General features: G+C 26.5%; 25 protein-coding genes, 2 tRNA genes and 1 pseudogene. 14 read left to right on the top strand and 14 right to left on the bottom strand.

The window, feature by feature from the left end; all coding sequences use genetic code 11:
- Positions 1–230, top strand: a 230-nt coding sequence (locus tag EIC27_RS08030) for a transposase domain-containing protein (protein ID WP_205702304.1), incomplete at its 5' end; no start/stop codon positions are given.
- Positions 231–311: 81 nt separating this feature from the next.
- On the opposite strand, the gene EIC27_RS00705 is transcribed toward EIC27_RS08030, so the two are convergent.
- The 4 genes from EIC27_RS00705 to ffh all read right to left on the bottom strand — a co-directional run bounded on the left by EIC27_RS00705 (position 312) and on the right by ffh (position 3715).
- Positions 312–1148, bottom strand: coding sequence for a hypothetical protein (locus tag EIC27_RS00705; RefSeq protein ID WP_126044248.1), 837 nt, complete (start codon positions 1146–1148; stop codon positions 312–314).
- A 65-nt stretch (positions 1149–1213) separates the two neighbouring features.
- Complete coding sequence (locus tag EIC27_RS00700) at positions 1214–1831, bottom strand: winged helix-turn-helix domain-containing protein (RefSeq protein ID WP_126044247.1); 618 nt, start codon at positions 1829–1831, stop codon at positions 1214–1216.
- The gene (locus tag EIC27_RS00695; protein WP_126044246.1) at positions 1791–2354 is read right to left on the bottom strand and encodes an outer membrane protein assembly factor BamE; all 564 of its coding nucleotides are present in this window, start codon (positions 2352–2354) and stop codon (positions 1791–1793) included. The genes EIC27_RS00700 and EIC27_RS00695 overlap by 41 nt, the downstream gene beginning before the upstream one ends.
- Positions 2351–3715 carry a signal recognition particle protein gene (ffh, locus tag EIC27_RS00690; RefSeq protein WP_126044245.1) on the bottom strand — a complete coding sequence of 455 codons (1365 nt, stop codon included), beginning with the start codon at positions 3713–3715 and terminating at the stop codon, positions 2351–2353. Before ffh ends, EIC27_RS00695 begins: the two co-directional genes overlap by 4 nt.
- A 348-nt stretch (positions 3716–4063) precedes the next feature.
- Between ffh and EIC27_RS00685 the strand changes: the two genes are divergently transcribed.
- From EIC27_RS00685 to EIC27_RS00665, 6 genes are all read left to right on the top strand, one after another.
- A complete protein-coding gene (locus EIC27_RS00685) occupies positions 4064–6532 on the top strand; it encodes a penicillin-binding protein 1A (RefSeq protein ID WP_126044244.1) in 2469 nt (822 codons plus the stop codon).
- Positions 6533–6595: 63 nt separating this feature from the next.
- Positions 6596–6952: a hypothetical protein gene (locus tag EIC27_RS00680; protein ID WP_126044243.1), complete on the top strand. Its 357-nt coding sequence runs from the start codon at positions 6596–6598 to the stop codon at positions 6950–6952.
- A 34-nt stretch (positions 6953–6986) separates the two neighbouring features.
- Complete coding sequence (locus EIC27_RS07825; protein ID WP_276310313.1) at positions 6987–7118, top strand: hypothetical protein; 132 nt, start codon at positions 6987–6989, stop codon at positions 7116–7118.
- Positions 7119–7204: 86 nt separating this feature from the next.
- The gene (locus EIC27_RS00675) at positions 7205–8545 is read left to right on the top strand and encodes a P-loop NTPase family protein (RefSeq protein ID WP_126044242.1); all 1341 of its coding nucleotides are present in this window, start codon (positions 7205–7207) and stop codon (positions 8543–8545) included.
- Positions 8546–9017: 472 nt separating this feature from the next.
- Entirely contained in the window at positions 9018–9494 is a 477-nt protein-coding gene (locus EIC27_RS00670) for a hypothetical protein (protein ID WP_126044241.1), read from the top strand.
- Positions 9495–9559: 65 nt separating this feature from the next.
- A complete protein-coding gene (locus tag EIC27_RS00665; RefSeq protein WP_126044240.1) occupies positions 9560–10087 on the top strand; it encodes a hypothetical protein in 528 nt (175 codons plus the stop codon).
- 219 nt (positions 10088–10306) lie between these two features.
- Here the strand turns inward: EIC27_RS00665 and EIC27_RS06925 are convergent, their stop codons facing one another.
- The 7 genes from EIC27_RS06925 to EIC27_RS00635 all read right to left on the bottom strand — a co-directional run bounded on the left by EIC27_RS06925 (position 10307) and on the right by EIC27_RS00635 (position 19337).
- Positions 10307–10450 (bottom strand): hypothetical protein, encoded by a 144-nt coding sequence (locus EIC27_RS06925; RefSeq protein ID WP_154663834.1) that lies wholly within the window; start codon positions 10448–10450, stop codon positions 10307–10309.
- A gap of 61 nt (positions 10451–10511) precedes the next feature.
- Complete coding sequence (locus tag EIC27_RS00660; RefSeq protein ID WP_126044239.1) at positions 10512–10919, bottom strand: hypothetical protein; 408 nt, start codon at positions 10917–10919, stop codon at positions 10512–10514.
- Between the two features lie 24 nt (positions 10920–10943).
- Positions 10944–12656 carry a protein-disulfide reductase DsbD family protein gene (locus tag EIC27_RS00655; RefSeq protein WP_205702305.1) on the bottom strand — a complete coding sequence of 571 codons (1713 nt, stop codon included), beginning with the start codon at positions 12654–12656 and terminating at the stop codon, positions 10944–10946.
- 407 nt (positions 12657–13063) lie between these two features.
- Positions 13064–13339 (bottom strand): HU family DNA-binding protein, encoded by a 276-nt coding sequence (locus EIC27_RS00650; protein WP_126044237.1) that lies wholly within the window; start codon positions 13337–13339, stop codon positions 13064–13066.
- Positions 13340–13484: 145 nt separating this feature from the next.
- Positions 13485–14669, bottom strand: coding sequence for a hypothetical protein (locus EIC27_RS00645; RefSeq protein ID WP_126044236.1), 1185 nt, complete (start codon positions 14667–14669; stop codon positions 13485–13487).
- 302 nt (positions 14670–14971) lie between these two features.
- The gene (locus EIC27_RS00640; RefSeq protein WP_126044235.1) at positions 14972–18214 is read right to left on the bottom strand and encodes a pentapeptide repeat-containing protein; all 3243 of its coding nucleotides are present in this window, start codon (positions 18212–18214) and stop codon (positions 14972–14974) included.
- A gap of 34 nt (positions 18215–18248) precedes the next feature.
- The gene (locus EIC27_RS00635; RefSeq protein ID WP_126044234.1) at positions 18249–19337 is read right to left on the bottom strand and encodes an LptF/LptG family permease; all 1089 of its coding nucleotides are present in this window, start codon (positions 19335–19337) and stop codon (positions 18249–18251) included.
- A 207-nt stretch (positions 19338–19544) separates the two neighbouring features.
- Between EIC27_RS00635 and EIC27_RS00630 the strand changes: the two genes are divergently transcribed.
- The 4 genes from EIC27_RS00630 (at position 19545) to EIC27_RS00615 (ending at position 21757) form a co-directional block, all read left to right on the top strand.
- Positions 19545–21038 carry a leucyl aminopeptidase gene (locus EIC27_RS00630; protein WP_126044233.1) on the top strand — a complete coding sequence of 498 codons (1494 nt, stop codon included), beginning with the start codon at positions 19545–19547 and terminating at the stop codon, positions 21036–21038.
- A 16-nt stretch (positions 21039–21054) separates the two neighbouring features.
- Complete coding sequence (gene dksA / locus EIC27_RS00625) at positions 21055–21480, top strand: RNA polymerase-binding protein DksA (RefSeq protein ID WP_126044232.1); 426 nt, start codon at positions 21055–21057, stop codon at positions 21478–21480.
- Between the two features lie 106 nt (positions 21481–21586).
- A tRNA-Val gene (locus EIC27_RS00620) sits at positions 21587–21662 on the top strand.
- Positions 21663–21680: 18 nt separating this feature from the next.
- Positions 21681–21757 (top strand) — tRNA-Asp (locus tag EIC27_RS00615).
- Positions 21758–21809: 52 nt separating this feature from the next.
- Here the strand turns inward: EIC27_RS00615 and EIC27_RS00610 are convergent.
- The 3 genes and pseudogenes from EIC27_RS00610 to EIC27_RS00605 form a co-directional block, all read right to left on the bottom strand.
- Entirely contained in the window at positions 21810–22040 is a 231-nt protein-coding gene (locus EIC27_RS00610) for a hypothetical protein (protein ID WP_240627055.1), read from the bottom strand.
- 3 nt (positions 22041–22043) lie between these two features.
- Positions 22044–22091, bottom strand: a pseudogene (locus EIC27_RS08025) (hypothetical protein); the annotation flags it as partial.
- A complete protein-coding gene (locus EIC27_RS00605; protein ID WP_126044230.1) occupies positions 22088–22615 on the bottom strand; it encodes a hypothetical protein in 528 nt (175 codons plus the stop codon). The pseudogene EIC27_RS08025 and the gene EIC27_RS00605, both read right to left, overlap by 4 nt.
- Positions 22616–22900: 285 nt before the next feature.
- On the opposite strand from EIC27_RS00605, the gene EIC27_RS00600 reads away from it, so the two are divergent.
- From EIC27_RS00600 to tnpA, 3 genes are all read left to right on the top strand, one after another.
- Complete coding sequence (locus EIC27_RS00600; RefSeq protein ID WP_126044229.1) at positions 22901–24271, top strand: aspartate kinase; 1371 nt, start codon at positions 22901–22903, stop codon at positions 24269–24271.
- The gene (gene lysA, locus EIC27_RS00595) at positions 24265–25491 is read left to right on the top strand and encodes a diaminopimelate decarboxylase (RefSeq protein ID WP_126044228.1); all 1227 of its coding nucleotides are present in this window, start codon (positions 24265–24267) and stop codon (positions 25489–25491) included. Before EIC27_RS00600 ends, lysA begins: the two co-directional genes overlap by 7 nt.
- 112 nt (positions 25492–25603) lie before the next feature.
- On the top strand, positions 25604–25945 hold the full coding sequence (tnpA, locus tag EIC27_RS00590) for an IS66 family insertion sequence element accessory protein TnpA (protein ID WP_126044227.1): 342 nt from the start codon (positions 25604–25606) through the stop codon (positions 25943–25945).
- The last annotated feature ends 81 nt before the right edge of the window (positions 25946–26026 follow it).

The raw sequence follows: 26026 nt of genomic DNA, 5'->3' as shown, positions 1-26026 counted from the left end.
GTATAAAACCATTTGCAGTTGGCAGAAAAAATTGGATGTTCTGTGCAACAACTAAGGGTGCTAAAGCTAGTGCAAATATTTATAGTATTATTGAAACTTGCAAAGTAAATAAGATTAATCCTTATGATTATTTAAAATATTTGCTGAATCATATTCATGATTATTCTGATCCAAAAGAGTTAGTAAATTTACTTCCATATAATATTGATAAAAAAATATCATCAAATTAAATTTTTTTTAGAATTATCAAAAAACTTAAGAAACCCAAAGAAAGGCGGATAATACTTGTCAAGATGGGGATATTTTAGCGTTTACTTTTCTTTGCTAGATACCGCCTTAGAAATAGAAAACGTCACTTGATTCACTAATTTTGTTTCTATACTATCTAATGAAAAATTCATCCTACTCTCAGTAACTGATTTTGTATTATTATAGTAATTTTCATAACCATATTGATAATCAGCATCTGTAATACTTTCATTAAATTTTAACGTAATATTTGCAAAATCACTATTTACAATGCCCTTAGTATCAACTTTTGTAGAAACAAAAGGTAACTGACTTGCTGTCATTTGTTTACTTTGACTATACAGACCTGATTCCGTAAAAGTTAAACTAACTTTTGTTAAACTTGGTGCATTTTTTTGATCAGTTTTTAAGAGATCTATATCTTCTATAAATTCTTCACAATCAAAATCAGCTATACCTATATGTTTACTACATGTTTTATCTTGTTCATTAACCTCATAGTGAATTTCAACTGGAACAAAAGAAAATTTTAATTTACAAGATTCATTCACAATTTTTGTTTCTTCATTAGTAGAATCAATACTTTGACCAGCTATACAAAAAAGCCCTTCATCTAATTCACATCTCACATCTAAAGATATATCTTTAGGCCTTAATTCAATACATTCATCAACTTGATTTGTTGTCAATTCACTAACTTTATCTTGGCAAACTTTAGTATTATCTGATGATTTTTTTGATTCAACTATATCAACTTTATCATCTGTTTCTTGAGAAATACTTTTTAAAATTTCATCAAAATTACTGCTCTCATATTGCTTCTTAGTATTACAAGAATCTACAAGGTCGTTATTTACTTTGAAATCTACTTGACTAATTTGTGATGATAGTTCACTCATTAAAACCTTTTTTAAATTCAATATATATGTCAGCAAATTGCATACCAAATTTTAAAATGCAGACATTATATTGTAAATTTTATAATATCATTTTTGATTGATAGGACATTTTCAAATCCTAACTTTTTAAATTTTGACTTTAAAAGATAAATATGAGTTTCAATAGTTAAAGTCTCTAAATCACTGCTATACTGCCATAACTCTTGTAACAAATTACTTTTATTAATAGTATGGCCAGGTCTTTTAAATATAAATCTTAATAAATTAGCTTCTTTTTCTGTTAAATTAATTTTTTTATCATTAAAATTAATTAATAATCTTTTATTATAAAAAAATGCAAATTTATTATGAAATAAAAAATTATCAAGTTCTCTTAGCTTTTTAACTAAAAGAGCATTTAAGCTAGAAATATGGAATGGCTTTTTTAGATCTGTATTTAGCTTTTTAGATAATGTAATGCATATCTTATATTTTTCTTTTAAATGATTTCTTTCATCAATTATATAAACTGCATTATAGCAATCTAAATTCTCAAAATCATTTACTGTATTAATTTTTATATCTCTATATATTTTCAAATTCTTTAGAGCATCTTCCAAATATTTACTCTTACTTAAAATTATAATCATTACTAGTGAAAATTTACTTCTTTGCCATCTCTGCTTTAGAATTAAATTTACCAATATTACCAACAAATTGCTCTAAAACACCTATTTTATTACCTTGTATCATAACCTGATTTGAATCGTATTTTAATAAATTTGCATCATCTTTATTATATGTTGTTATTTTTTTAACATAATTTCCTTGATTAAACTCTATCGCTACTATTTTTTGTTGTGTTAACCTAGGAGTAAAAAACCCAATTTGCTCATATTGTCGCTCCATATAGTAATAAATTTTTGGCCCAAAGCTAGATTTTGTAGTTGGCTCTCCAAGAACTGTTAAAAGATTATCTTCTGAAGTTTCATTTACTTTTATTGTACTCAGCTTATCATTACTTAAAAAATAACCAACTCTTTCAACTTTTTTACCGCATGATATTAATCCAGTTGATAAAATTATTATTAAAATAAATTTTTTAAATTTAGGAACCAAATTTTTTTCACTAATAGTTTTCTTATTATTCATTTTTCTTCTTTTTAGGTTTTTTCTTAACGCTTCAGCCAATTCTTTTAATTTAAGATTATTTTTAATATTTTTCATAAAAATTTATTTTTATACTTATTATCTAACATATTTCCAAACCTTCTTAAATTCTTTTCATCAAAATTACCTACCTTTTTCATCATTTTTTGCATCTCTAGAAATTGTTTCAATAACTTATTAATATCCTGAACCGTAACACCTGCACCCTTAGCTACTCGATTTTTTCTTGAAGCATTCATAATCTTTGGAAAACTTTTTTCTTTTTTAGTCATTGAATCAATAATCGCTTCTTGTTTAGTGATAGCACTTTTATCAAATTTTTCAGAATTGAGTGCTTGTTTTATTCCCTTTAAACCAGGCAACATACCCAATACTGAAGAAAATCCTCCCATCTTCTTTAAATTTTTCAGCTGTTTTCTTAAATCTTCCATATCAAAATTGCCTTTCTGCATTTTTTTAGCTAAATTTTCAGCCTCCTCTTCACTAACAGTATCAATAGCTTTTTCAACTAAGGTAACAACATCACCCATATCCAATATTCTAGAAGCTATTCTATCAGGATAAAATCTTTCTAAATCTGATATTTTTTCACCATGGCCTATAAACTTTATCGGACAACCAGTAATATACTTAATGCTTAAAGCAGCGCCACCTCTTGAATCTCCATCAATTCTAGTAAGAATTACCCCTGATAAATTTATTGCATCATGAAAATGTTTGGCACTATTAACTGCATCTTGACCTGACATAGAATCAGCTACCAATAAAATCTCAACTGGCTTAATAAATTTTTTTATAGATTTAATTTCTTCAATCAATTTTTCATCTGAATGCAATCTTCCAGCAGTATCTAAGATAATTACTTCAAATAAATTTGATTTACCAACCTCTATTGACCTCTTTGCTATATCAATTGGCATTTGTCCAGTTATTATTGGTAATGTTTCAATTGAAACTTGTTTACCTAAAGTTTCTAATTGCTCTTGAGCAGCAGGTCTATAAGTGTCTAATGAAGCTAAAAGTGGTTTTTTCTTATATTTTTTTCTTAAAAATACAGCAAGTTTAGCTGCCGTAGTAGTTTTACCTACACCTTGAAGACCAACAAGCATAATAACTATAGGAGGAGTTGCATTTAAATTCAATTCTTGTTCATTATCACCAAGAATATTCTTTAGCTCGTCATGAACTATTTTAACTATCAACTGCCCAGGAGTTATGCTATTTACAACTTCTTCTCCCAAAGCTTTTTCTTTCACATTCTGTATAAATTCCTTAGTAACGCTAAGTGCAACATCAGCCTCTAACATAGATATTCTAATTTCACGCAAAGCTGATTCTAAATCATTTGCTGATATAGAACCTTTGCGTTTAATATTGTTAAGAACTTTAGTAAAACTCTCTACCAGTGAAGAAAACATATAAGATAAACTTTAATTAAATTTTGCTAAATTATACTGGTTTGGTAAAATGAAGTAAATATAAATATTTTTATTAAATCATGCTGGCTCGTCTTAAAGTAGAAATAAAAAACTAATGGTTGCATATTATATTTTGTTATGATATCAGTTAAACTATAAAGTAGTTGATTGGGTGACTATACATTTAGCGCATCCTTATCATCAAGCAAACCTTCCCACTACTCATTAGGATGCGCTAAAAGTATAAAAATAAAAAGTCAATCCTTGTTTTTTATGATTTGTATAAAATTTTTCTTTATAAAAAAATTATAAATGTTAAAAACAAAATCTAATTACTAATTATTCTAGATGAAAAAACTAGCTAAAAAATTTTTTATTTTATTATCTATCATATCAGCATTTACAATAGGCTTAGTGTTTTTATGTTTAATATTTTTGTCTAGTTTTTTTTATGACATACCAAATTATGAAGAACTTTCTAATTATTTACCATCAGGAATTACTAGATTATACTCCCCAAATGGTAAAATTTTAGACGAATATTCTTTAGAAAAAAGAATTTACGTAAAATATAAAGATATTCCTAAAGTAATATTGGATGCTTTTATTGCTGTAGAAGATAAAAATTTTTTTGAACATCAGGGTATTGATATCACAAGCATAATACGCGCCTCACTTCAAAATATTTTGAATATAGGTACAAATAAAAGATTAGTAGGAGGATCAACTATAACTCAACAAGTTGTAAAAGGATTTTTCTTAACTAGCGAAAGAAGTTTAACAAGAAAATTAAAAGAAGCAGTCTTAGCATATAGAGTTAGTAAGGCTTTTTCAAAAGAAAAAATATTAGAAATATATTTAAATCAAATATACCTAGGACACCACTCTTATGGAATTTATGTGGCAGCTCAAAATTATTTTGGAAAAAAATTAACTGAAATTAATATTCAAGAAGCAGCACTACTTGCTTCATTACCAAAAGCACCATCTACCCTTAATCCGTATAAAAATTATAACAGAGCTCTAGAAAGAAGGAATTGGGCTATACAGAGAATGGAAGAAGAGGGATTTATAACTTTCAATGAAAGAGTTGCAGCAATCAATTCAGATATTAAATTAAGTTATTCACCAATAAGAAACAACCAATTTGAAAATTTTTATACAAGCGCTGTTAGATCAGAACTAATAGAATTATTTGGAGAAAATGAGCTATACTCAAATGCATTTATAGTTAATACAAATATAAATTTAAATTTACAAAATGCTGCACAACAAGCTCTAAGAGCAGGATTAAAGAAATTTGATAAAAAGCAAGGCTATAGAGGTGCTTTTGCTATAACTGATCTAAATAACAATTATATTAATGACTTAAAAAGTATATATGAAAATAGTTATCATGATAGTTATATCTTAGGAGTTGTAGTTAAAGTAAATAATGAAAATATAAACGTTGTTTTACAAGATAAAAATGAAATAACATTAACAAAATCTTCTTTTGATTGGATTTTAAATAGCCGATACAGTTTACCAAAGCAGCTTAAACAAAATTTTAAACTAGGAGATGTTATATTACTGAATAAACATAATAATATATATAAACTAGAACAAATACCTGAAATTAACGGAGCAATTGTAGTAATTGAAAATATTTCAGGAAAAATACTAGCTTTAGTTGGTGGGTATGATTATAAACAAAGTAAATTTAATAGAGTTATACAAGCTAAAAGACAACCAGGATCTGCATTTAAAACATTTGTTTATTTAGCCGCATTCGAGCAAGGTATATCACCAAATACATTAGTTTTAGATGAACCTCTTGAAATAGATTTAGGGCATGGCTTACCAATTTGGAAACCAAAAAATTACGGTAATAAATATTACGGATTAATTACACTTAGAACATCATTTGAAAAATCACGCAACCTATCTACATTAAGATTATTACTTGGAATTGGTTTAGATCGATTAGCAGAAGTAGCAAAAAGATACTTAATTTATAATTCCAATATAAAACCAAATTATTCAATGGCTATTGGTTCATATGAAACTACTCTTCTAAAAATCACTAATGCTTACGCAAGCATAGCTAATAATGGTAATATGAAGCAACCAAAACTTATTGATAGTGTGTATGATAGGCATGGTAAGTTATTATATTCACCTAAGGATTTATATTATAAAATTAACCAAGATTTGTATTTTAAAGATGAAAAATCATCACCTACTCTTGGATTTTTAGGTAAAAAAGTAACTGATGACGCCACTAATTATCAAATTTTATCATTGTTAGAAGGAGTAGTTAAGCGAGGATCTGCAAGAAGAGCAAATGCACTCAATATGACTGTTGCAGGCAAAACTGGCACTACTAATAACAGTTTAGATACATGGTTTATAGGTATGACACCAGATATAACTGTTGGTGTCTTTGTTGGCTATGACATACCTAAAGATATGGGCAAATATGCAGCTGGATCAAATATTCCATTACCAATTTTTGTTGATTTTTTTCAAAAATTAAAATTTATTCCTAATAGAAACTTTGAAATTCCTGAGTCAATTGCACAAAATTTTATTGACCAAGAAACTGGAGATGTAGTTGATGAAAAAGACTTTACCCAAGATAAAAAATATATTTTAGAAAATTTCAAAAATGCATATACAGAGTCAGCAGTTGATTCTAGCCATCTAAATATTAAAAAGTTCGATGATATAGATCCTGATGATGAAACAAATAACAATAATTCTATATTCGATCTTTTACAAAATGAATACAATGAAAGTTTAAAAGAGGCTGAAGATTTATATAATCAAGAATAATTTGAAACTTGATAAAAGATCAAGACATGTCATAGTTTATTTTTAATATATATGGGGGATAATATGCTACAAAATATTATGGAAGTTTTTAATAATATTTACACACCAGTTGCTTCAACAATTAACTATTGTTTTAATAATAAACTTCTAAGATCTTCAGCAATAACCTTTTTATCAACTTTATCAGTAAAAAGAGAGGGGGAACATCATTTAGCAAAATTCGCAAGAGCGATATCTATTACATTTCTGCAATGGTTTAATTATTTTTTAAAAGATCAAGATGTTATTGATAATGATAATTTAGTTTATTCCTCAGATATTGCTTTACTCAGTTATTATTACTCTCCTGCTCATTATGCTAATTCTCACGTAACTTATAGCAAGCACTGCAACTTTTGCATTATCATATACAGGTTTTGAATACCTACACAAAAATGAAGTTAATTACTTTCAATTGGCAGATCATGCATTAGATGTTGGTGTAACCTCTGGTTCAGGATTGATAACATATAGGTTGTTAGGTCAAGTTGGTGTTACTAATCATTTAACTAAATTTTCTATATCAGTTCCTAAGCTGCTACAATAGCTTATCAAGTAGCAAATTTAGAAAATAAAAGTTATTATGTTTTAAACAGTGTTCTTCCTATCAATGAAACTGCTGCTGAATACCAAATGTTTAAAAAATTCAGTAATGAAACAGATATTCATAAAGATATTAGTAAATTAGCACATAATACTATACAATCAGGATTTGCTATAGGCTTATTACATAACTTGAATTCAGTAGATGGTGCAAGACTAGCTCATAATATTTTAAAAGTTAATGGCATTACTTACCAAGAGTTTGTTAAGTTATCTGGAAAGTATATAGCATTTTCATTAATTCCCACGGCTATTTTATTTATTTCATTGCTAGTTTTAAAATCCAAAGAAGTTGATGAGGTAGCAAAAGATTATTCCTTAAAATTTTTAAATTATACTGCAAATCATGGTTTATTAACTCTTCGTGATTCGGAACTTAACATTGTTCAATTTGATGAAAAAATAGTTGAAACTTTTAAGACTATTAATTCTTTTTTATTTGATATATCAAATAGCTTGCCAGACTTATTCATAGGATTTACTGCAGTTGCAAATTACCCTAAAATATTTTTTCCTGCTCTCGGTGCATTATATATTTTGGATTATTCTAGTGCAGCAGTGAATGATTATCTAAGTAATAATATTATAAGACTTACAAAAGAATTAGATTTAGTTAAAGCAAAAAAAGACAAAGTTACTCAACATGATGTTGCAAATGGAATAAAAATTAAGCAAGATTCTTCTATAAGCGAAATGAGGAATGAAACATGGGTTAATATCTTTGAAGAACAAAGAGATATCCAAACACAATTGCATATATTTGAGGATATTAATAGTAACTTACAATATTTTAATAAAAATTATGTATACTCACTAAGTAGATCATGTGCTCAGATTGCGGTGGTATATTTAGTTGCAAAAGGTGTGATTAAACCTGAAGAAACACTTCTTTATACGGATGGAATGAATCAATTGCTTGGAGTTGGATCATTTAGATATTCTGAAAAATCTAAATTAGATAAATTATCAAGTGATACTCAAATTCTTTTTAATTTAACTTCTAAAATTGAGCAAAGTTCAATTATTCCTCTAAATATTAGCAAAACTGTAGACAGTGAAGGAATGCCCTTACATGTTAAGTCCCTTTCTTTTACTAGAGGTGATGAAAATAATAAAATGGCTATTACAATGAAAGATTTAAAGTTTGAAAAAGGATATGTGCATGCTGTAACAGGTGGAAATGGTAGTGGCAAATCATCTTTTTTTGAATTACTTACTTCAGATGGTAGTAATCATCATCTTTCTGGTTTCAGTGAAGTTAATGGTGAAATACAAACTTCTTCTCAAAACTTGGCCCTAGTTAATCAAAAACCTTATTGCCCACTATTTATTACCCCTTTTCAGTGGCTTACTAAAGTTACTACATTTTAATTTTCTCAACTAACAGAAACAAAAATCAGTGAACTTAAACATAAAATTTTAACATATGCTAAAAAGCTTAAATTATTATATGAGGATGAAGATAAAAAAAACAATCTGGAAAACATATTAGACACTAAGCAAGATAATTGGTATGAAAAACTTTCAGGGGGTGAAAAAGTCAAGGTTGAGCTAATTAGACAAATATTCTTAAAAGATAAATGCCCTGATGTACTATTATTAGATGAAATCTTAGGACCTTTGGACCCTGATTCCAAATCAATAGTTACAGATGAGATTAAGGATTTTTGCCCTGAATCTACAATTTTAATGATATATCATAATGAGAAAGAATGTATAGATGGCGGATTTTTCACTAATAATTTGCACTTTAGTAACGGAGAAGCAAATTTTAGGGATCTTTGTTGACTAAATTAAAATTATAGTTATAGTTGCCGCTTGTGTAGTCAAACAATAACAAATTATGTCTCATTTTAATATTTCAAGAAATGATGTAATTTATGAAACATCGTTCGAAGGTAATGATTATTTAGCGATTGAAAACTCAAGAAGAATAATTAAGGAAGAAAATAATATTTACACCTCTATTATTGCAGCAAATTTATTAATACATAGGGCTAAAAATATAGATACTGGATTGAAATTATATGACTTCGTCATAAATTGTAGCTCCACTTATAACTATTTAGATATATTAATTCAAGCCTTAGATAATAAATGGCGAATGATACACCATCATCCATCTCTTGTAAAAAGACCTTTAGAAGAAGCATTACAAATTATAGAGAAAATACGTTCGTATCAGCCAGAATATACCAATACTGAATTAGTTATAATGTATGACTTCACACTTAATGACAATGAAAAAGCTGAACAAGAATATATAAAATTAATTTTAATACGATTGATAATGATGAATTTTGGTTATTCAATCCAGTAGCAATTAAATTTTTATATTTAACATTTAAATTAAAAATTTTACTTTCAAACAAATCTGAATTTTTATTGTCTTCTAATTTACCTGATGCTTATAGTTTATCAAATACTTGTAAAAATTTAAACTTTAACCCTCAATATCAATGTAAATTCATTGACTCAAATGGGCATACAATATATTTCTATGATGAAATTTTAGATCAAATTATTTCTAATTTTATAGCTCCAAAATTCTATAATGTTCCAGAAAAAGTAGATTTATTATGTAGTTATATGTATTTTTCTGTTAAATTGCGTGAACCTATAAAATTTGAGCAATCTATAAAGGACTTTATCCATTCAAAAGATGTAGTGCCTATATCCGAATTATTTTCCTTAAAAGAAGAATTTAATATATCCATATTAACTACTATATCAAATGTTGTAGCTGGTCCTCACCCAGAACTAGCTTTATATATATTGAAAGAAGAACTAAGCATGTTTAATTTTAATAATACTGATTATGCTATTAAAGATTTTATGCTTAACCCATCTGAAGAATTGAAGGGCAATGAATATCTAGCACAAGATTTTGTTCCAGAAATGTGTTTAAACTAAGCCATCTTTTTTATAACATCTACAGTAAGTACCATGTGAATTATAGTTAAAACCAATACTTGCATTCTAGCAGTGCTTTTATGCCTCATGCTAACTAATACTTCAAATAAATCATATAATTGTTAACTCTGCAAATACCAGGTCTAACTAAAATATAACTACGCATTTATACAAAAAAATTACAGTGTTCCTTCCATTTCAAACTCAAAACTTTTCTCTCTATAATTCCCCATCATCAAATCTTGCCAAGTTGTTCTGAGAACAGTTTAATATATCAGCACTTTTATCAGATACAGGGTTTTTATTTACAATTTCTGATTTTACTTTGGGTAAATTCTCCTCAGCTAACTGCTTATTTATCAAAAAACTTAAGAAACCCAAAGAAAGGCGGATAATACTTGTCAAGATGGGGATATTTTAGCGTTTACTCTGCTTTTGGGTTTTTTAAATGTCCTGGAAATGTAATATCTAGATAATCTTTATCATTACTAATAATACAATGGGCTTCTGGAAAATATTCTATTTTCAGATATTCTAAAAGGCTTTTTATAGATTTATTTGAATATTTATCTATCTTGCAAATAACCATTTTAAGTATTATATTTTGATTGTTTTCAAGAGCTAAAGCATTTAATAAGGCATGTTTTGTTGAACAAGTCCCTCTATATTCTGAAAATATACTAAGATAGTTAGTCCTATCATTATTTCGACCATATGGCATATATTTAACCCAATCAATGGCACTATGGAAAGATTTTACTCCAAGGTTTAAAAAATTTTTAGATACTATACCATTATTATGTATTGAAAAATTTGAAAAAATATAATTCATAATTTTGAGTAATAAAATTTATATCTATTTAACAGCGTTAATGGCAGTGCATATTTTATTAAATGTAAGTATCTCACTTAATATTAATCCTTTTTTATTATTAGGGCCATACATGATATACATTGGTATACCATATCTATTATGATCTTTTAAATATTGATAGATATGATCGTTTTTTAAAGTATAATCAGCTTTAAAAAGTTTGACTTTATTATTTTTGAATATTTTATAAATATATGTATTGTCTAAAACTAATAATTCGTTAATCTTACATGTAGCGCACCAATCTGCAGTTATTTGCACAAAAACGATATTGTTATTAGCAACTTCAGTTCTTATTAATTCATAATTAAAATCATTCCATTTATCTTTAATTAGTAGTTCATTATTTTTAATGGTTTTATCATAATTGACTATAAAATTTACAAAAAATACAAAACTGGCAATAGTTAATGTTACTATGAGTAATTTACTATTAAATTTATTCATAGAATTTAATAAAGACATTGAAACTTTTTTTAGAATAATGAGAAACCCTATAAATAGAATTAATGAAGTAAAATTGATCTGGTTATTTAATACATATAAAAGCCATACTACATTTAAGATAAAAATAATTGCTAAAAATTTCTTGAATTTTGATAACCATTTTCCAGGTTTAGGGATGAATTTTAATAAATTAGGAGATATTAATATTAATATATAGGGGGTGGACATGCCAATTGCTATAAAAAAATAATTTATTAGTATATGAATATTATTTTGAGTTAGTGAGTATGTTACTGCAGTAGAAAGAAATGGAGCTGTGCATGATGTTGATAACACTGCTATAAATAATCCATTGAAATAATTAGAGAATAGTTCTTTATTAATTTTTAAATTAGAGATTTTTGTTAAAAATTTATGAGATAATTGAAATTCAAAATCACCACATAAATTGCTAGCCATGATAAGTAAAATTAATATGAGTAACATTATAAAATAAGGATTTTGAAAATGTATTCCCCATCCTATTGTTAATCCTATATGTTTTAATATTATTGTTATAATTGCCAAAAATATAAAAAAGCTTATTATGCCAAAAATATAATAAATAATATTAATTTTAACTTTGTGATTTGAGGTGCTTCTTAGTTTTACAAAACTTATTATTTTTAAACTCATGATTGAGATAACACAGGGCATAAAATTTAAAATCAAGCCTCCAATTAAAGAAATGACAATATAAAATAAAATTTGCTGAAAGTTTGTTGTATTATTTGTATAGCCAAAATTAGTTGAGAAATAATCTTTAAGATGAAAAATTTCTGTTTTATAAATACATGTGCTATTGCATAGAGAATATTTAATTTTGAGATAAAGTTTATTTAAATCATCTGCATTATCAATATAAGTGCTTACTTTTATTAAAGTATGATTTTTATAAAAGTTACTAATAAATTTTTTTCCATTTATTATTTTTATTTCACTTATTGAAGGTGGATATTCAATATTGCTAGTTAATTCATGTAATTTGTTTTTAAATAACTTTAAGTTTAATGGGATTCCAAAATCTGAATCTTTATTACTATAAAGATTCCACCCATTTTTTATATTTAACAATATATCAAATTTTAATTCATGACCGTTATATATAATGTTTTTTATATCTAAATTTAACTCTTTTGATTCATTTGCTATGACTTTATGTTGTAATTGTAAAATTATAAAAAATATAAAAAAAATAATTTTTTTCAACATAAGTTAAGATCAAAAGTAAAGAAATTTATAATATTTTATAAAAAAACAAAAATTTTAAAAGACTTTTATATTATTTTTTGTTATAGTGCGCATGTAACAAAATTGTTACTGCCTTGTTTGCTTGTATGATAAGGATTGTAAAAGGATTATACACCTCTATGTTATTAGTCATTTTTATTCCCATTATTATAGTTATAATCCTTTTACATTTGAATAATAATAGTAAAAGAAATGTTTTTACAACTAATTTTTTAAAAAATCTGATTATTTAATGAGTAGCTAAATTAGCTAATATTTTTATCATAAGGCGATAAATATAATGCTAATAAAACCAGTATAAAGTACTTCAATATATATAATCATATCTAGACTTTATACAGGTTGTGTTCCTTTTATATTAATAATTAGTGATTTACTTTATTTTTTAATAACTCACCTGGTGAGAATCTTACATATTTTTTAGCTGGTACTGTTACAATTTCTCCACTTCTTGGAGTTTTAACCTTCCTTTTAGGAAGCCTTTGAATTTTAAAAGTCCCAAAGCCAACAAATCTTAAAATATCTTCTTCTTGCAAAGCATCTCCTACACATCCAAAAACTGCGTCTACAACTTTAGAAGCATATACTTTAGAACATCCTAATTTCTTAGATAGTATATTTATAAACTCACTTTTATTCATTCTTACCTCAAAATCAAATTAGTACATATAATATTGGTAACATGTAAAACTTTTTAAGTAAACATTATATACCCGTTAAATGTTGGTTAACTATTATTTATTTCAAGGTTATATATTTATTATTTAATTATAAGTTAAAATTCTTCTAAATTTGACGTCCATTAGCTAATGATGTTCTCATATGAGTCTTTACTTTATCTAAAAAAGCCCTAGAAGTTAATATAGTGTCGTCTATTTTTATACCACCAGTTGCATAACCCATTTTAGTGCTTGAAGAATTGTCATAAAAAAGTTGTGATAAACTTTCTGGACGAGTTCCAGAACTCCAATATCCAAGAATACTAGTTTGTTTATAATTTCCAATTAATGTATCTAAATTTTGAGAGCTTGATAATTTAGTTTTTTCGGTTTCACTTAATTCTGGAATTACTGAATCTCTAAGAGTATTAATAATTTTTTGAGTATCATGTTCTCTTGAAGTTGACATATCTGGTCCAAATAGTTTTTCTCCTAGTTTTGTGCCTATTTGTTGTGCAAGGTTTTCTATTTTTACTGATTGAGTATTACATTTACTCTTTATGCATTCTGTAACAGAATCAAAAAATTCTTGAGTAGATAAAGTTGTAGAATTTAGTTGTAATCCACCACTAACCGAACCAACCATAGTATGAGAAGAAGCATTATAAAAAAGTTGCGATAAGCTATTTATATCTACTGTTTTATATCCTAATGTTGTGGTTTTATTAAATTTACCAACTAATACTTCGGCAAATTCTTCAAGATGGTTTGTTGTTTTATCTAAAAAAACTGCTCTTTCATCTTCAGATAAACTGCACAATACACTAGGAAAAACATGATTGTTAAGGTAATTAATAATTTTTTGAGTATCTTTTTTTCTTGAAGAAGACATATCTGGTCCAAATAATTTTTCTCCTAGTTTTTGGCCAACAGCATTAGATAAATCAGATATTTTTTCTAAATCGGAAATGGACTTCATTTTATTTGCATCGGATTGTACAAATTCATTTAATGAGCCCGTGGTTGGTATGTATATACCACTAGTGACTACTTTTCCAGCTGTTGTATATTTTGTTATATCGTAGTATTGACTTTTTAAGGATTGAATTAATAGTTTACACTCTTCACTTTGATTTAGCTTAATGCTGTCATCAATGGTACAAATTTGTGCATATAAATTTTCTTTTTCTTCATCTGATAATCTGTCAAAAACACTTGCTATATGATCCCTTATTATCAAGAAATCTTTACCTCTATTTTGACCTTCTCCAAATAATTCTTTTCCAACTTCATCGGCTATTAAGTTTTTCATATTTTCATATTTTATAGCTTTTGCTAAATTTAAATCTGATAATTCATTATCAGTAAAAGCACTAGTATAAAGAATATTTAATATTGCTAGTGGATTTTGAGTTAAATCTGAATAATGTTTAACAGTATTTGGATTTATTGCAAATTGATCTAAATTAGCGTAATTTTCCTCAAAAAGACCGTATAAAAATTGCTTTTCACTCTCTTCTAAAGAATTTATTTCTGTTGATAATTTAGTGTTAAGTTTTTCAATAAATAAGTTAATTTGAATATAATCTTTAACAACTAATTTGCCATCATTAATTAGTTGTTGACAATAATTTTAGATATTTTTTTAGTAATAATTGATTTTCTATTTTCTTGTTGTGCTTCTTCAATTTCATTTAATTTAGCTAATGTAAAGTCTGTTTCTATACTTTCAAGTTGCATAGTTTTTTTTAATAATTCCGGATTAATGTTTGTACCTTTTAAATTAGTATTTTTAATTATTGTACCTTGTAAGCTTGCGATACCAGAAAGATCAATCCCTTCTAAATCTAGATTTGATAAATCTCTTTCACTTAAATCACCTATAATTTTAGCCCCCACTAAGTTGATTTTATCTTTAAGTTCAGGATTTTTTCTAATTGCAGCAATTAATGAATAAAACGTAGAAGGGTCAATTGTAGCTCCTTCAAAGTCTATTTTGATCTCATCTCTAACACCATACTTTTTAACAAGGTCGATATCACTAAAATTTACATTTGTTAATGTTGAATTTTTAAAACTTATTATATACTCAGGTCTGGTTATTCCTTTAGCATTATAACGGGCAGGAAGATATAATTTTTCCAAATTATAAGTGCTGAAAGCTGAATTACTAAAGTCTACATCTTGTAAATTAGCATCTTCAAAATTTACTCCATATTTAAACATTGAGTTTGCAAAAGATGTTGATTTAATTTCTGTTCTTTGAAAATTTGCTATAGACAACTGTGATGATGTGAAGCTAAATCCATGAATTTTTTTTGCTTTTGCAAAGTCAATTTCATCTAATTCAATTCCATCTAATTTTTTTGTGGCACCTAAATTTTGTATTGTAGTGTCATTACTGCTTGTTAATAACTCAGTTAATGAATTTTTGGTTGTATTAGAATTTATTATATTTTTAATAGAATCAGATAATGTTTGATTGATAGATGCAGAGGAAAAATATTCGCTAATAGGAGCTATAGATAATAAGTTTTTCAATGTTGAAGAGCCCCTGTAAATATAGCTAAATATATCTACAGCTTTATAACCATTGCCTGAGTATCTATCTAACATAACACTTATATTATCTTTATTTCTTAAAATGCCTGATTCAATTAAATTAGTAACGAATGTATCTACAGCTACTTCTCCTAAATACTGAGTTTTCATAGCTCTAAGTGCAGGAATTTTTTCGGTTAATAATTTTGCAAATTTACCTACTTCCTCCGTATTGTTTTCTAATAAAGTAAGTAATCTATCATTTTGTAATATAAGTTTTGTTAATTTTATGTAATCATTTTTTGTTAAATCTGCAAATTTGTTTATATTATTTTCTGTCATATATTGATTTGCAATATCAAAAATTTGCTTAGTTACTTCCATAAGTTCTGTAAATTTAGCTGGATTGTCTAAAACACCAAGTCCTGAATCTAAAATTTCTCCTAATTCTGCATCAGTAATTCCATTATTAGTTTGAATATTTCTTATAAGGTCAATTTCTTTAAAGAGGGATGTTATTAAATTTTTATAAACTTCTTTATTTGTTGTTAAATAATTTCTTAATTCTTCGTTTGAGCTGGCTATTTCTATAAATTTTTGAGTTAATTCTATATATTCTCCCCTGTTTAGATGTTCTAGTAGTTTTTGTGTATCTTCAGGGGTTTTAACAAGTATTGAAATAATATCAAGTACTGGATTGGTCGCACCTAAATCCTGACATAAATTTTTTAAAAATGTTATACTATTAACTATGCCTTTAGTTAAATTGCTTGCCATCTCAGGGTTATCTATAAATTTTTGTTGAAGTTCAGGATTTGAGTTTAAAAAATTTAATATATCTTCAGTCCAGTCAAAAATAAATTTACTTCTAATTGATTCTGTTAAATTAGCTACTTTAGCTATACCATCATCTTTACTCAATACTAATGGTGCTAAGTCTAATACTTCATCTGTTACTCCAAATCCATCTAACATATCACGCAAAGGACCTGAATCTCCTATAATGCTTTTAGCAAAGGTAATTACTTGTGTTGGTTGCTTTGTTAAAAGAGTTTTTAGATTTGGACTTCCCGTTTCTATAATATTATGATCTTGATCAGGTAGGGAATCTACAACTCTTAAAACATTTTGAGTTAACCTCATATAATCAGGTGCTAATCCATAAGAGATTTCAATAGCCTCTTCTCTAAGTTCATTCACAAGTTTTGTTGAACCTTTATCTTGATGAAATTTTATATAATCATCAACAAAATTTTGTTGATATAGTGGTTCTTGAACGTCAACAACATACGCAGCATGTTCTGTTAATATATCTTCAATGTAATGGTCAAAATTATCAATTGATCCTTTTTGCCTTATTTCATCACCTATCCTTTGGCTAACTTCATTAATTTTTTTATCTAATACTAATTTGTATTGGTTTTGAATTATTTCTTGTGCGCCTTTTAATAATAGTTTCAATCTGTCTGGTAATAGTGTATTAATTGAATCTGTACTAAGTCCTAAAATTTGTAATTCTTTTGCTAGTTGTGTTTTTAAGGTGTTTGAGATTTCTTGTTTACTTGGTGATTCACCTAATGTTTTTAGTATTTTCTTTAAGTTATAATTTGAGTCTCCAAATCTAATGTCTGATTTAGCCTGAAGAAGCTTTATTAATCCAAGTTCATCCTTTATTTTATCAGTAATTTGACTTTTTTCATATTTAGTAAAATTTGTAATAAAACCTTCTCTATCAAATGAATGTAAATTGAATTTAAAATAATTATTTACTAATTCTGTTTTTAATTTCTCTCTAAAATCTTCATCACCAAGTAAATCAAGAGTTGCATTTGCTAATTGTTTAGTGGTTTGATCTGTCAAAATTAAATCATTTAGGATACCTTTAACAGTCTCTTTATTTTGGCCAATTTTTTCTAGTAAATTTGTTTTCTCTAAAAGGAGTTTTTGCATTTCAGGAGTAGAAGCGTTTTGAGCTACTTTATAGAGGCTCCAGGTCATTGGTCTAAATGAGAAGGTTTTTATACCAAATGGTCTAGTTAAACAAGCAAGTGAGAATTTAATTGCTTCTGCAGCAACGATAGTTGTTATCCCAATTAATGCTGCTGGCAACCCAATAAAAACTCCTACTATAGTTCCTACTATAGGTTTGCTCCATGAAGGTAAATTTGAAAATGTTTTATAAGCTGATTTTGCAAATCTTGGTATTGAGAAAATTGGAAAATTATTTAAAAAACTATTAAAACTTTTTATGTAACTTTCATATTGTTTGAAATTTTTACTTCTTTGCTTCATTATTTCTGTGTTATCAATAGGCATAGTCAAGCAACCTCCTCACCTTATTATTTATATGTTAGATTTGATTATTCTTATATAGAATTAGATATAATGCAATAATATTCGAAGTAATTGTAGGAAAAAATGCAGCAAGAAACACTGAAATGCTCCCAGATGATCCTAGTGCATATATGAAGTTTGTTAAGAAATATATTATAAAGCCTACGGTTAGTCCATATAGAAAAGTTAAATTATATTTTTTTCTATTATTTACTCGATTAGAAAAGAAAAAACTTATTAATGACATGCTGACTATATAAATTGGAGACATTAACTCTTTTAAGAAAAATAATAAGTATTTATTTATTGATAATCCTGATTCCTTTGTTATTTTTATAAAATTTAATAATTCAAAAAATGATATTGTATCTATGGTAGTAAAATTTTCTAATATTTGTGATATAGAAATTTTTATGGGTAAGATTAATTCTTTTTCTTTTAATATTTTAAAATTTTTATCTATGATCGTTGCATTTTGTATGATTATACTTTGACTTTTAAAAGCAATTAACTTTGAAAAAATTTGTTTTTCTAATTCACCATCTTCATTTATAAAAAAAATTTTAACATCATTCATAGTATTTGATGTTTGAGAAACCCTTAAAGCATTAATTATTAAATTTTGATTATTAAATTTATTTTTTAACCATATTCCTGATTTAGATATAGAAATTAAACTTTTTTCTTTTTTAAATTTATTTGCTTCATAATTTTGATACTTTTTTAATAACATTGTTCCAATAGGATTTATTATTGTGATATTTATGATTCCAAAAATTAATACAGCAGATATAACAGGCAAGATAATATTAAAATTTGATATACCAATGCTCTTTGCAGCTATTAATTCATTATTTTTATTTTTAGAATTATAATGCAACAATGATGATATTAATATTATCATTGGTATAGTTTGGCTTAAACTACTGTAATTCTTCATTAAAGCTAATCTTATAACTAATGTAAATTTTAGTGAATATTTTGTTGTAATTCTAGAAATCTCTAAAATATCAAAAATAAATATAATTAAAAAAAACCCTATAAAAGTAAAAAAAAGAATTTTTGAATAACCGAAAAATATGTTCTTATAATAGGTTTTTGACAATAGGTTATGAAATAATTAATTAAATATGTTTATAATAGAAAATTTCATAAAAATGTAAAATGTTTAATTTTTAAATTTATATTGCAACTATTGGTATTTTTGATACATAATCAATATTCAATATTTTTATATAGGAAAGTTAATTATTTTATCTTGTTTTAATATATGGTATATAAGTTACCTAGATTAATATTAATAAGTTGAATTATGGAATTTTCATTTAACAAGCTTAGGCACATAAACGATCAAATATCTGTTGTTTTTTTGTCTGATAAAAATAAATTACCAAAATTTCTTGAGTCAAACTTTAAAAATATAACTCAAGTATTAAAAACCTTTGAAAATTTTAGTGGTAAATATAATGAAATGTTTTTTACTCCTGTTCAGATAGATGGTTCAATAAAGAAAGTTTTATTTTGTGGAATAGGTGAAGTAGAAAAGTTAGATAGTGTAAAAATTCAAAAACTTGGTGGTAATATTGCCAATAAACTGAATTCTTTAAAAGCTGAGACTGCTGAAATTTTTATAGACAATGATGAATTAAATAATCAACAAGATTTTTTTCTTTTAAATATTTGTGAAGGAATAAAACTTAAAAATTATACATTTGATAAATATTATGTTGATAAAAAAGAAAAGAATAAGATTTATTTACAAAATATTAATGTTTATGCCGATAATTTAAATGTTAAGAAAAAGTTTAATGAAAGAGAAAAGATTATTGACTCAACTCATTTTGTAAGAGATCTAGTTTCAGAACCTGGAAATGCATTGGATCCAGAAAATTTTGTATTGGCGTGTAAAGAATTAGAAAATTTAGGAATTAAAGTTAAGATTTTAGATAAAAATCAACTAAAAAAATTAGGAATGAATGCTATTCTTGCAGTGGGGCAAGGGAGTTGCTCTGGAACATATGCAGTAGTAATGGAGTGGAATGGCTTAAATTCATCAAAAACTAAAGATAGGCCAATAGCTTTTATTGGTAAAGGTGTAACTTTTGATACAGGGGGTATTAATTTAAAACCATCGGGTCCATCAATAACATTGATGAAATATGATATGGGTGGTGCTGCCGTAGTAACGGGATTAATTAAATCTCTAGCTGAGCGAAAGGCAAAAATAAATGCTATAGGTGTTATAGGGCTTGCTGAAAATATGCCTTCAGGACATGCACAAAGACCAGGAGATGTAATTACTTCTATGTCTGGACAAACTATTGAAGTTGATAATACCGATGCAGAGGGCAGATTATTGTTAGCTGATATTATGTGGTATGCACAAGAGAAGTTTGAGCCTAAAGTTATGATTGATTTAGCTACTTTGACTGGTGCTATTGTTGTTGCTTTAGGCCATCATTGTGCAGGTCTTTTTTCTAATAATGATAAATTATCTAAACAATTGTTTGATGCTGGAGAGGAAGTGGGAGAGAAAGTTTGGAGGCTTCCATTAGATGAATTTTACGATGAATTGATTAATTCAAAAATTGCTGATATTAGAAATGTAGGTCGTGGTGGAGCAGGAAGTATAACTGCTGCTCAATTTTTAAAAAGATTCGTTAAAAATGATTGTGATTGGGCTCATATTGATATTGCGGGTGTAAATTGGCTTGATGATGGAGGAGATTTATCTCCTAAAGGAGCTACAGGTTTTGGAGTAAGATTGCTAAATGAGTTTTTAATAAAAAATTATGAAAAAAAATAAATTAGGATAAAATATTATGAGTGAAAAAATTGTTGAACTTCCTGAAAAGTATAAACCTTCAGAAAATGAAGAGTATATGAATGATTATCAATTAGAGTATTTTAGGAGGAAGCTTATAGCTTGGAAACAATCTTTAACAAAAGAGTCTAAAGAAACGATTGATCACTTAAAAAGTGAAAAACTCAATGAGCCTGACACTAATGATAGGGCATCTATTGAATCTGATGTAAATTTTGAATTAAGAACAAGGGATCGTTATAGAAAATTAATAGATAAAATTAATGCTGCTTTATTAAGAATTAAAAATGGTAGTTATGGCTTTTGTGTAAAAAGTTTTGATCCAATAGGTTTGAAAAGACTTGAAGCAAGACCTATTGCTACATTAAGTATTAGAGCTCAAGAAGAGCATGAAAGAGCTGAAAAGATATATAACGATGAATAATTTAATTAATTTATTATTAAAAATATATGATAAATTCCAAACTTTAATAATTTTTGCTTGATTTTTATATCATATATAAGTAATTATGATTTATCGTGTTTTGGTAGGGCGATTAGCTCAGCTGGTAGAGCATCTCGTTTACACCGAGGGGGTCGGCAGTTCGACTCTGTCATCGCCCACCATTTTCTCCATATTAATATGGGGATGTAGCTCAGTTGGTTAGAGCGCCGGCCTGTCACGCCGGAGGTCGCGAGTTCGAGCCTCGTCATCCCCGCCACATTATAGCATAGTCGCAAAAGATCTATATTTATCTAGATGCCTAAGATAGATTAAAATTCTATTATTTTTTTTAAAAATTTTAGTAGTTTAAAATTTTTTAAAATATATTCATCAATTGTAAATAACATAGGTTTTATAACTGTAAAACTTAATATTATTACACACCAAAGAACTGGGAATTCCCAACCACCACCTCTATTGGCCCAAATAAAACCTAATGAAAAATGATGTCCTAAGAAAGTTGCTATTAGTAAATATAAAGCTAAGCCAGCTGAGCTCAATCTTAGAAAGATTCCGCAACTAAAAGCTAAACTTCCTAAAAATTCAACTATACCAGCGAAATAAACAAAAAAAGTGGCTGTGTAACTCCTAGAGATGTAAAAACTAACACATCAATATTTCTTACAACATTACCTGCAAATAATTTTTCACAAAAATGTGGTATTAGATCATATCCAACATATATTCTTATAAATACTAATTGAAAAAGCATAATTTTTTCTTTCAAGAGAGTTTTATCTTTTAAGTTTTTAAGTTTTTCTTGGCAATATAAAATGAAAATAATAAATTGAATACAGATAATGAATAAGTATAGATAAAATATAAAATTTAAATTTGATAGATTGGCAAGTCTTAAGCTAACTATCGCAAGAAAAGAACTAAATAAAAAAGATGGTGTGAAATATTTTTTTTGTCCAAATAAAGCTAAGATTGTAAGTAGGCTAAATAATAGTAAAAATATTGTTCTTTGATATCCTATATTGTTATATATTAAAATATAAAATTGGATAAAAATAGTGATTAAAGAAGCTAAGATATTAAAATTACTTAAAAATTTAATGTTTTTATTATTCATTACAGTACCCACTAACATTTAATTTAGATTTAGACTATCTTTTTATAATTATTTTTGTCAAGCAATGGAAGAATATCATTTATAGTAATTAAATGATAAAAATTATTTTTTAATATTTAAAATCAAAATATTGCTTTCATTCATTTATTTTGATCTATAAGGTTTTTTTAATAAACAGTTAAATAAAGCTATATTAGAAGCAATTCATTATTATTTTAAATGAAAAAACTTGAACTATATTTTTATTTCGGATATGTATATTATTTTGAAAATCAATAATTGTTTATGAATTTAAAATCTATTAAATTTGGTGGTACTTCAATGGGTAATGCTATCTCAATTATAGAGTGTGCAAAAATTGTAAAAAGTAAAATTAAGGATTATAATATTGTTGTTACAGTTTCAGCAGTAGCTGGTATTACCGATAAATTAATAGAAATAATAAGATTTGCAAGAAATGGCAAACCTAGATTAGTTAAATCAAAGGTAATAGAAATTTGTAATATTCACAAACAGATTTTAAAAAATTTACTATTAAACGATGAGTATGTTGATAATTTATGGGAACATAAATTTGAACCAATAATAAATAAGCTTGAAGCTATAAGTTATGGTACTAGTTTAGTAGGTGATTTAACAGATAAAACTGTTGCGAGAATTTGTGCATTTGGTGAAAAATTATCATCTCTTTTGATGGTTTTAGCTCTTGAAAAGTTAAATATTAAATCTCAAAGAATTGAATCAGAAAGAATTATAAAAACGGATAATAATTATTTAAAGGCAAAGGTTAATTTTCAGGCAACTAACTTATCTACAAAGAAAATATTAAAGCAGATTTATAGCAAAAATATTGTTCCTGTAGTAACTGGATTTATTGGCAAAGACACTCATGGTAACATAACTTTGTTAGGCAGGGGCGGTAGTGATTATACAGCATCAATCTTAGCTATGGTTTTAAATGCAAGTGAGATTGAAATTTGGACAGATGTCAATGGAATTATGACAGCTGACCCTAGAATTGTTAAGGATGCTTTTTCTTGGTCTAGTTTAGACATGAATGTTATGTCTGAAATGGCTTATAGTGGTGCTAAAGTAATACATCCAGACACAATAGCACTAGCCGTTGAAAAAAACATACCTGTATACGTTTATAATACTTTTGATAGATCGTTTAAAGGGACTAAAATTACTAAAAAAGCTCCTTACGCAAAAGGAATTGTTGCAAGTCTAAACAACACAATTATAACATTAGATAATACAAGCATTATTAATGGAGTTGGTTTTGTAAAAAGAGTAACAGAAATAGTTGCAGAGCATAATATACCTATTGATGTTTGTGCAACTTCTGAAATTTCATTTACTTTTTCTATTAAAACAGAAGATTACTCAAAAAAGCTTTTGAAAATATTAGAAAGTTTTGCATTTGTAAAAGCTAAAGATAAGGTTGCAAAATTATGTTTTATTGGTAATGAAATTACATATGATAAGAAAATTCTTGCTGGAATATTTAATGTATGTATGGAAAATGATACTAAAATATACACAATCAGTGTAAGTGCTTCTGGTAATAATATTACTATCATTATTGATGAAAGTAAGACAGATCTTATTTTAAAATGTCTACATAAAAAATTTTTAAAAAAGGAAGAATGTTGATAATAGACTATTTTGTCAAAAATCAAAAACTTATATCTAATATAATAACTGAAGTTGGTACACCTGTTTTTATAACAGATAAATCAATTTTAAATAAAAAAGTTAAAAATATTAGAAAAGCTTTTGATAACAATTGTTTACTTTATTATGCACTGAAAGCTAATTTTAACCCTATGATTATTCGGTTATTAAAAGATGCTGGTATAGATGGTGTTGAAACTATTTCTCCATTTGAAATAGATCTTGCAAAAAAATGTGGATTTAAAGGTAATCAAATCTTATTTACTGGGAATAATTGTGATAATTATGAACTGGATTACGCAAATAAGCATAATGTAGTGGTAAATATAGGTTCTATTTCTGAATTACAATGTTATGCTGAAAAATATAATGGCTCAGAGGTTTCTATTAGAATTAATCCTGGATTTGGAGATGGTGAATTTAAACAAATAATAACTGGAGGAGAGGATTCTAAATTTGGCATTTACCATTCTCAAATGGAAGAAGCTTTAAATATAATAAAGTTTAATAATTTAAAACTTATTGGTCTGCATTGTCATTTGGGGTCTGGTTTATATAATACAATGAATTTTGCTCCAATGGTAGATTTTATGTTTAAACTAGGTAATCAAATAGAAAACTTAAGGTTTATTGATCTAGGTGGTGGCTTTGGTGTTAGATATAAGCCATCAGATGAAGAAGTTGATTTGTCTGAGTTTGCGTTAGTTGTTGATAACTATTATAAAAAATATCAAAATTTGCAAAAAAATAATATTAAAATTATTTTTGAGCCAGGTAAATATTTAGTAGCTGAATCTACTTTTTTATTGACTAAAATTACAAATATAAGATTGCAAGGTAACAAAAAGATTGTATGTGTAAATACTGGTTTTAACCATATTATTAGACCTGCATTATATTCTTCATATCATCATGTAATAAATTTATCTAATATGGGTGATCTAGAAGAAGAGGTGCAGTTGGTTGGTAATATTTGCGAATCTACAGATATAATTAATAACAATACTCAAGTTGCAAAACCCGAAGAAGGTAATGTTTTGGCAATTCTTACTGCAGGTGCTTACTGTTCATCTATGAGTAGCTTATATAATTTAAGGCCATATGCTTCAGAGGTATTAATTGATGATACAAATTTTAAAATTACAAGAAGAAGAATGGATTTTGAAGATACTTTTAATTCAATGGGCTTTAATTATTAAGATTTTTAAAAAATGAGCATCATACATATTACTGCTGTAAGCGCTAAAATAAGGGCATCTAGGCAAGAATAAAAATAAGTGGTAGAACAAAAGCCTAAAAAAATAGAGGCTAATGATGCTATTAGAAAAAAAGAAAAAAAGAATAAGTAATGAAAAATGGAAAGAGCTAGTAGAAGAATATAAAAAAAGTAATGTAAGTAAATATGAATTTTGTAAGCAAAAGAATGTGCCGAGAAGTACATTTTATAAATGGCACAGAATTCTTGTAGAAAATAAAAGAAATACAGTAAAAAATAAATTTATACCAATAAGAGTGAAAGAATGCGAAGAAGAAAGAAGTGAAGAAATAAAATCAGAGATGATAATAGAAAGTAAAAAGGGGATAAGAATAGGGTTTAATAAAGGATGCAAAATAGAAGAGATTAAAGCGATAGTAGGAATTTTAGAATGTTAATAGGAAGTATAAGAACCAAAATATTTATATATAATCAAGCATGTGATATGCGCAAATCAATAGATAAGCTTAGTCAGGTAG

This window comes from Candidatus Aquarickettsia rohweri (genome assembly GCF_003953955.1).
Lineage (GTDB): Bacteria > Pseudomonadota > Alphaproteobacteria > Rickettsiales > Midichloriaceae > Aquirickettsia > Aquirickettsia rohweri.
Note: the sequence above shows the minus strand (reverse complement) of the source record. Positions and strands in the feature narration are given on the sequence as shown.

Bases quoted from the DNA above. Each gene is read 5' to 3' on its own strand.
- EIC27_RS00705 (WP_126044248.1), bottom strand. From the start codon at position 1,148: ATGAGTGAACTATCATCACAAATTAGTCAAGTAGATTTCAAAGTAAAT.
- EIC27_RS00695 (WP_126044246.1), bottom strand. From the start codon at position 2,354: ATGAAAAATATTAAAAATAATCTTAAATTAAAAGAATTGGCTGAAGCG.
- ffh (WP_126044245.1), bottom strand. From the start codon at position 3,715: ATGTTTTCTTCACTGGTAGAGAGTTTTACTAAAGTTCTTAACAATATT.
- EIC27_RS00685 (WP_126044244.1), top strand. From the start codon at position 4,064: ATGAAAAAACTAGCTAAAAAATTTTTTATTTTATTATCTATCATATCA.
- EIC27_RS00680 (WP_126044243.1), top strand. From the start codon at position 6,596: ATGCTACAAAATATTATGGAAGTTTTTAATAATATTTACACACCAGTT.
- EIC27_RS00675 (WP_126044242.1), top strand. From the start codon at position 7,205: ATGTTTAAAAAATTCAGTAATGAAACAGATATTCATAAAGATATTAGT.
- EIC27_RS00670 (WP_126044241.1), top strand. From the start codon at position 9,018: ATGTCTCATTTTAATATTTCAAGAAATGATGTAATTTATGAAACATCG.
- EIC27_RS00660 (WP_126044239.1), bottom strand. From the start codon at position 10,919: ATGAATTATATTTTTTCAAATTTTTCAATACATAATAATGGTATAGTA.
- EIC27_RS00650 (WP_126044237.1), bottom strand. From the start codon at position 13,339: ATGAATAAAAGTGAGTTTATAAATATACTATCTAAGAAATTAGGATGT.
- EIC27_RS00645 (WP_126044236.1), bottom strand. From the start codon at position 14,669: ATGAAAAACTTAATAGCCGATGAAGTTGGAAAAGAATTATTTGGAGAA.
- EIC27_RS00640 (WP_126044235.1), bottom strand. From the start codon at position 18,214: ATGCCTATTGATAACACAGAAATAATGAAGCAAAGAAGTAAAAATTTC.
- EIC27_RS00630 (WP_126044233.1), top strand. From the start codon at position 19,545: ATGGAATTTTCATTTAACAAGCTTAGGCACATAAACGATCAAATATCT.
- dksA (WP_126044232.1), top strand. From the start codon at position 21,055: ATGAGTGAAAAAATTGTTGAACTTCCTGAAAAGTATAAACCTTCAGAA.
- EIC27_RS00605 (WP_126044230.1), bottom strand. From the start codon at position 22,615: ATGAATAATAAAAACATTAAATTTTTAAGTAATTTTAATATCTTAGCT.
- EIC27_RS00600 (WP_126044229.1), top strand. From the start codon at position 22,901: ATGAATTTAAAATCTATTAAATTTGGTGGTACTTCAATGGGTAATGCT.
- lysA (WP_126044228.1), top strand. From the start codon at position 24,265: ATGTTGATAATAGACTATTTTGTCAAAAATCAAAAACTTATATCTAAT.
- tnpA (WP_126044227.1), top strand. From the start codon at position 25,604: ATGATGCTATTAGAAAAAAAGAAAAAAAGAATAAGTAATGAAAAATGG.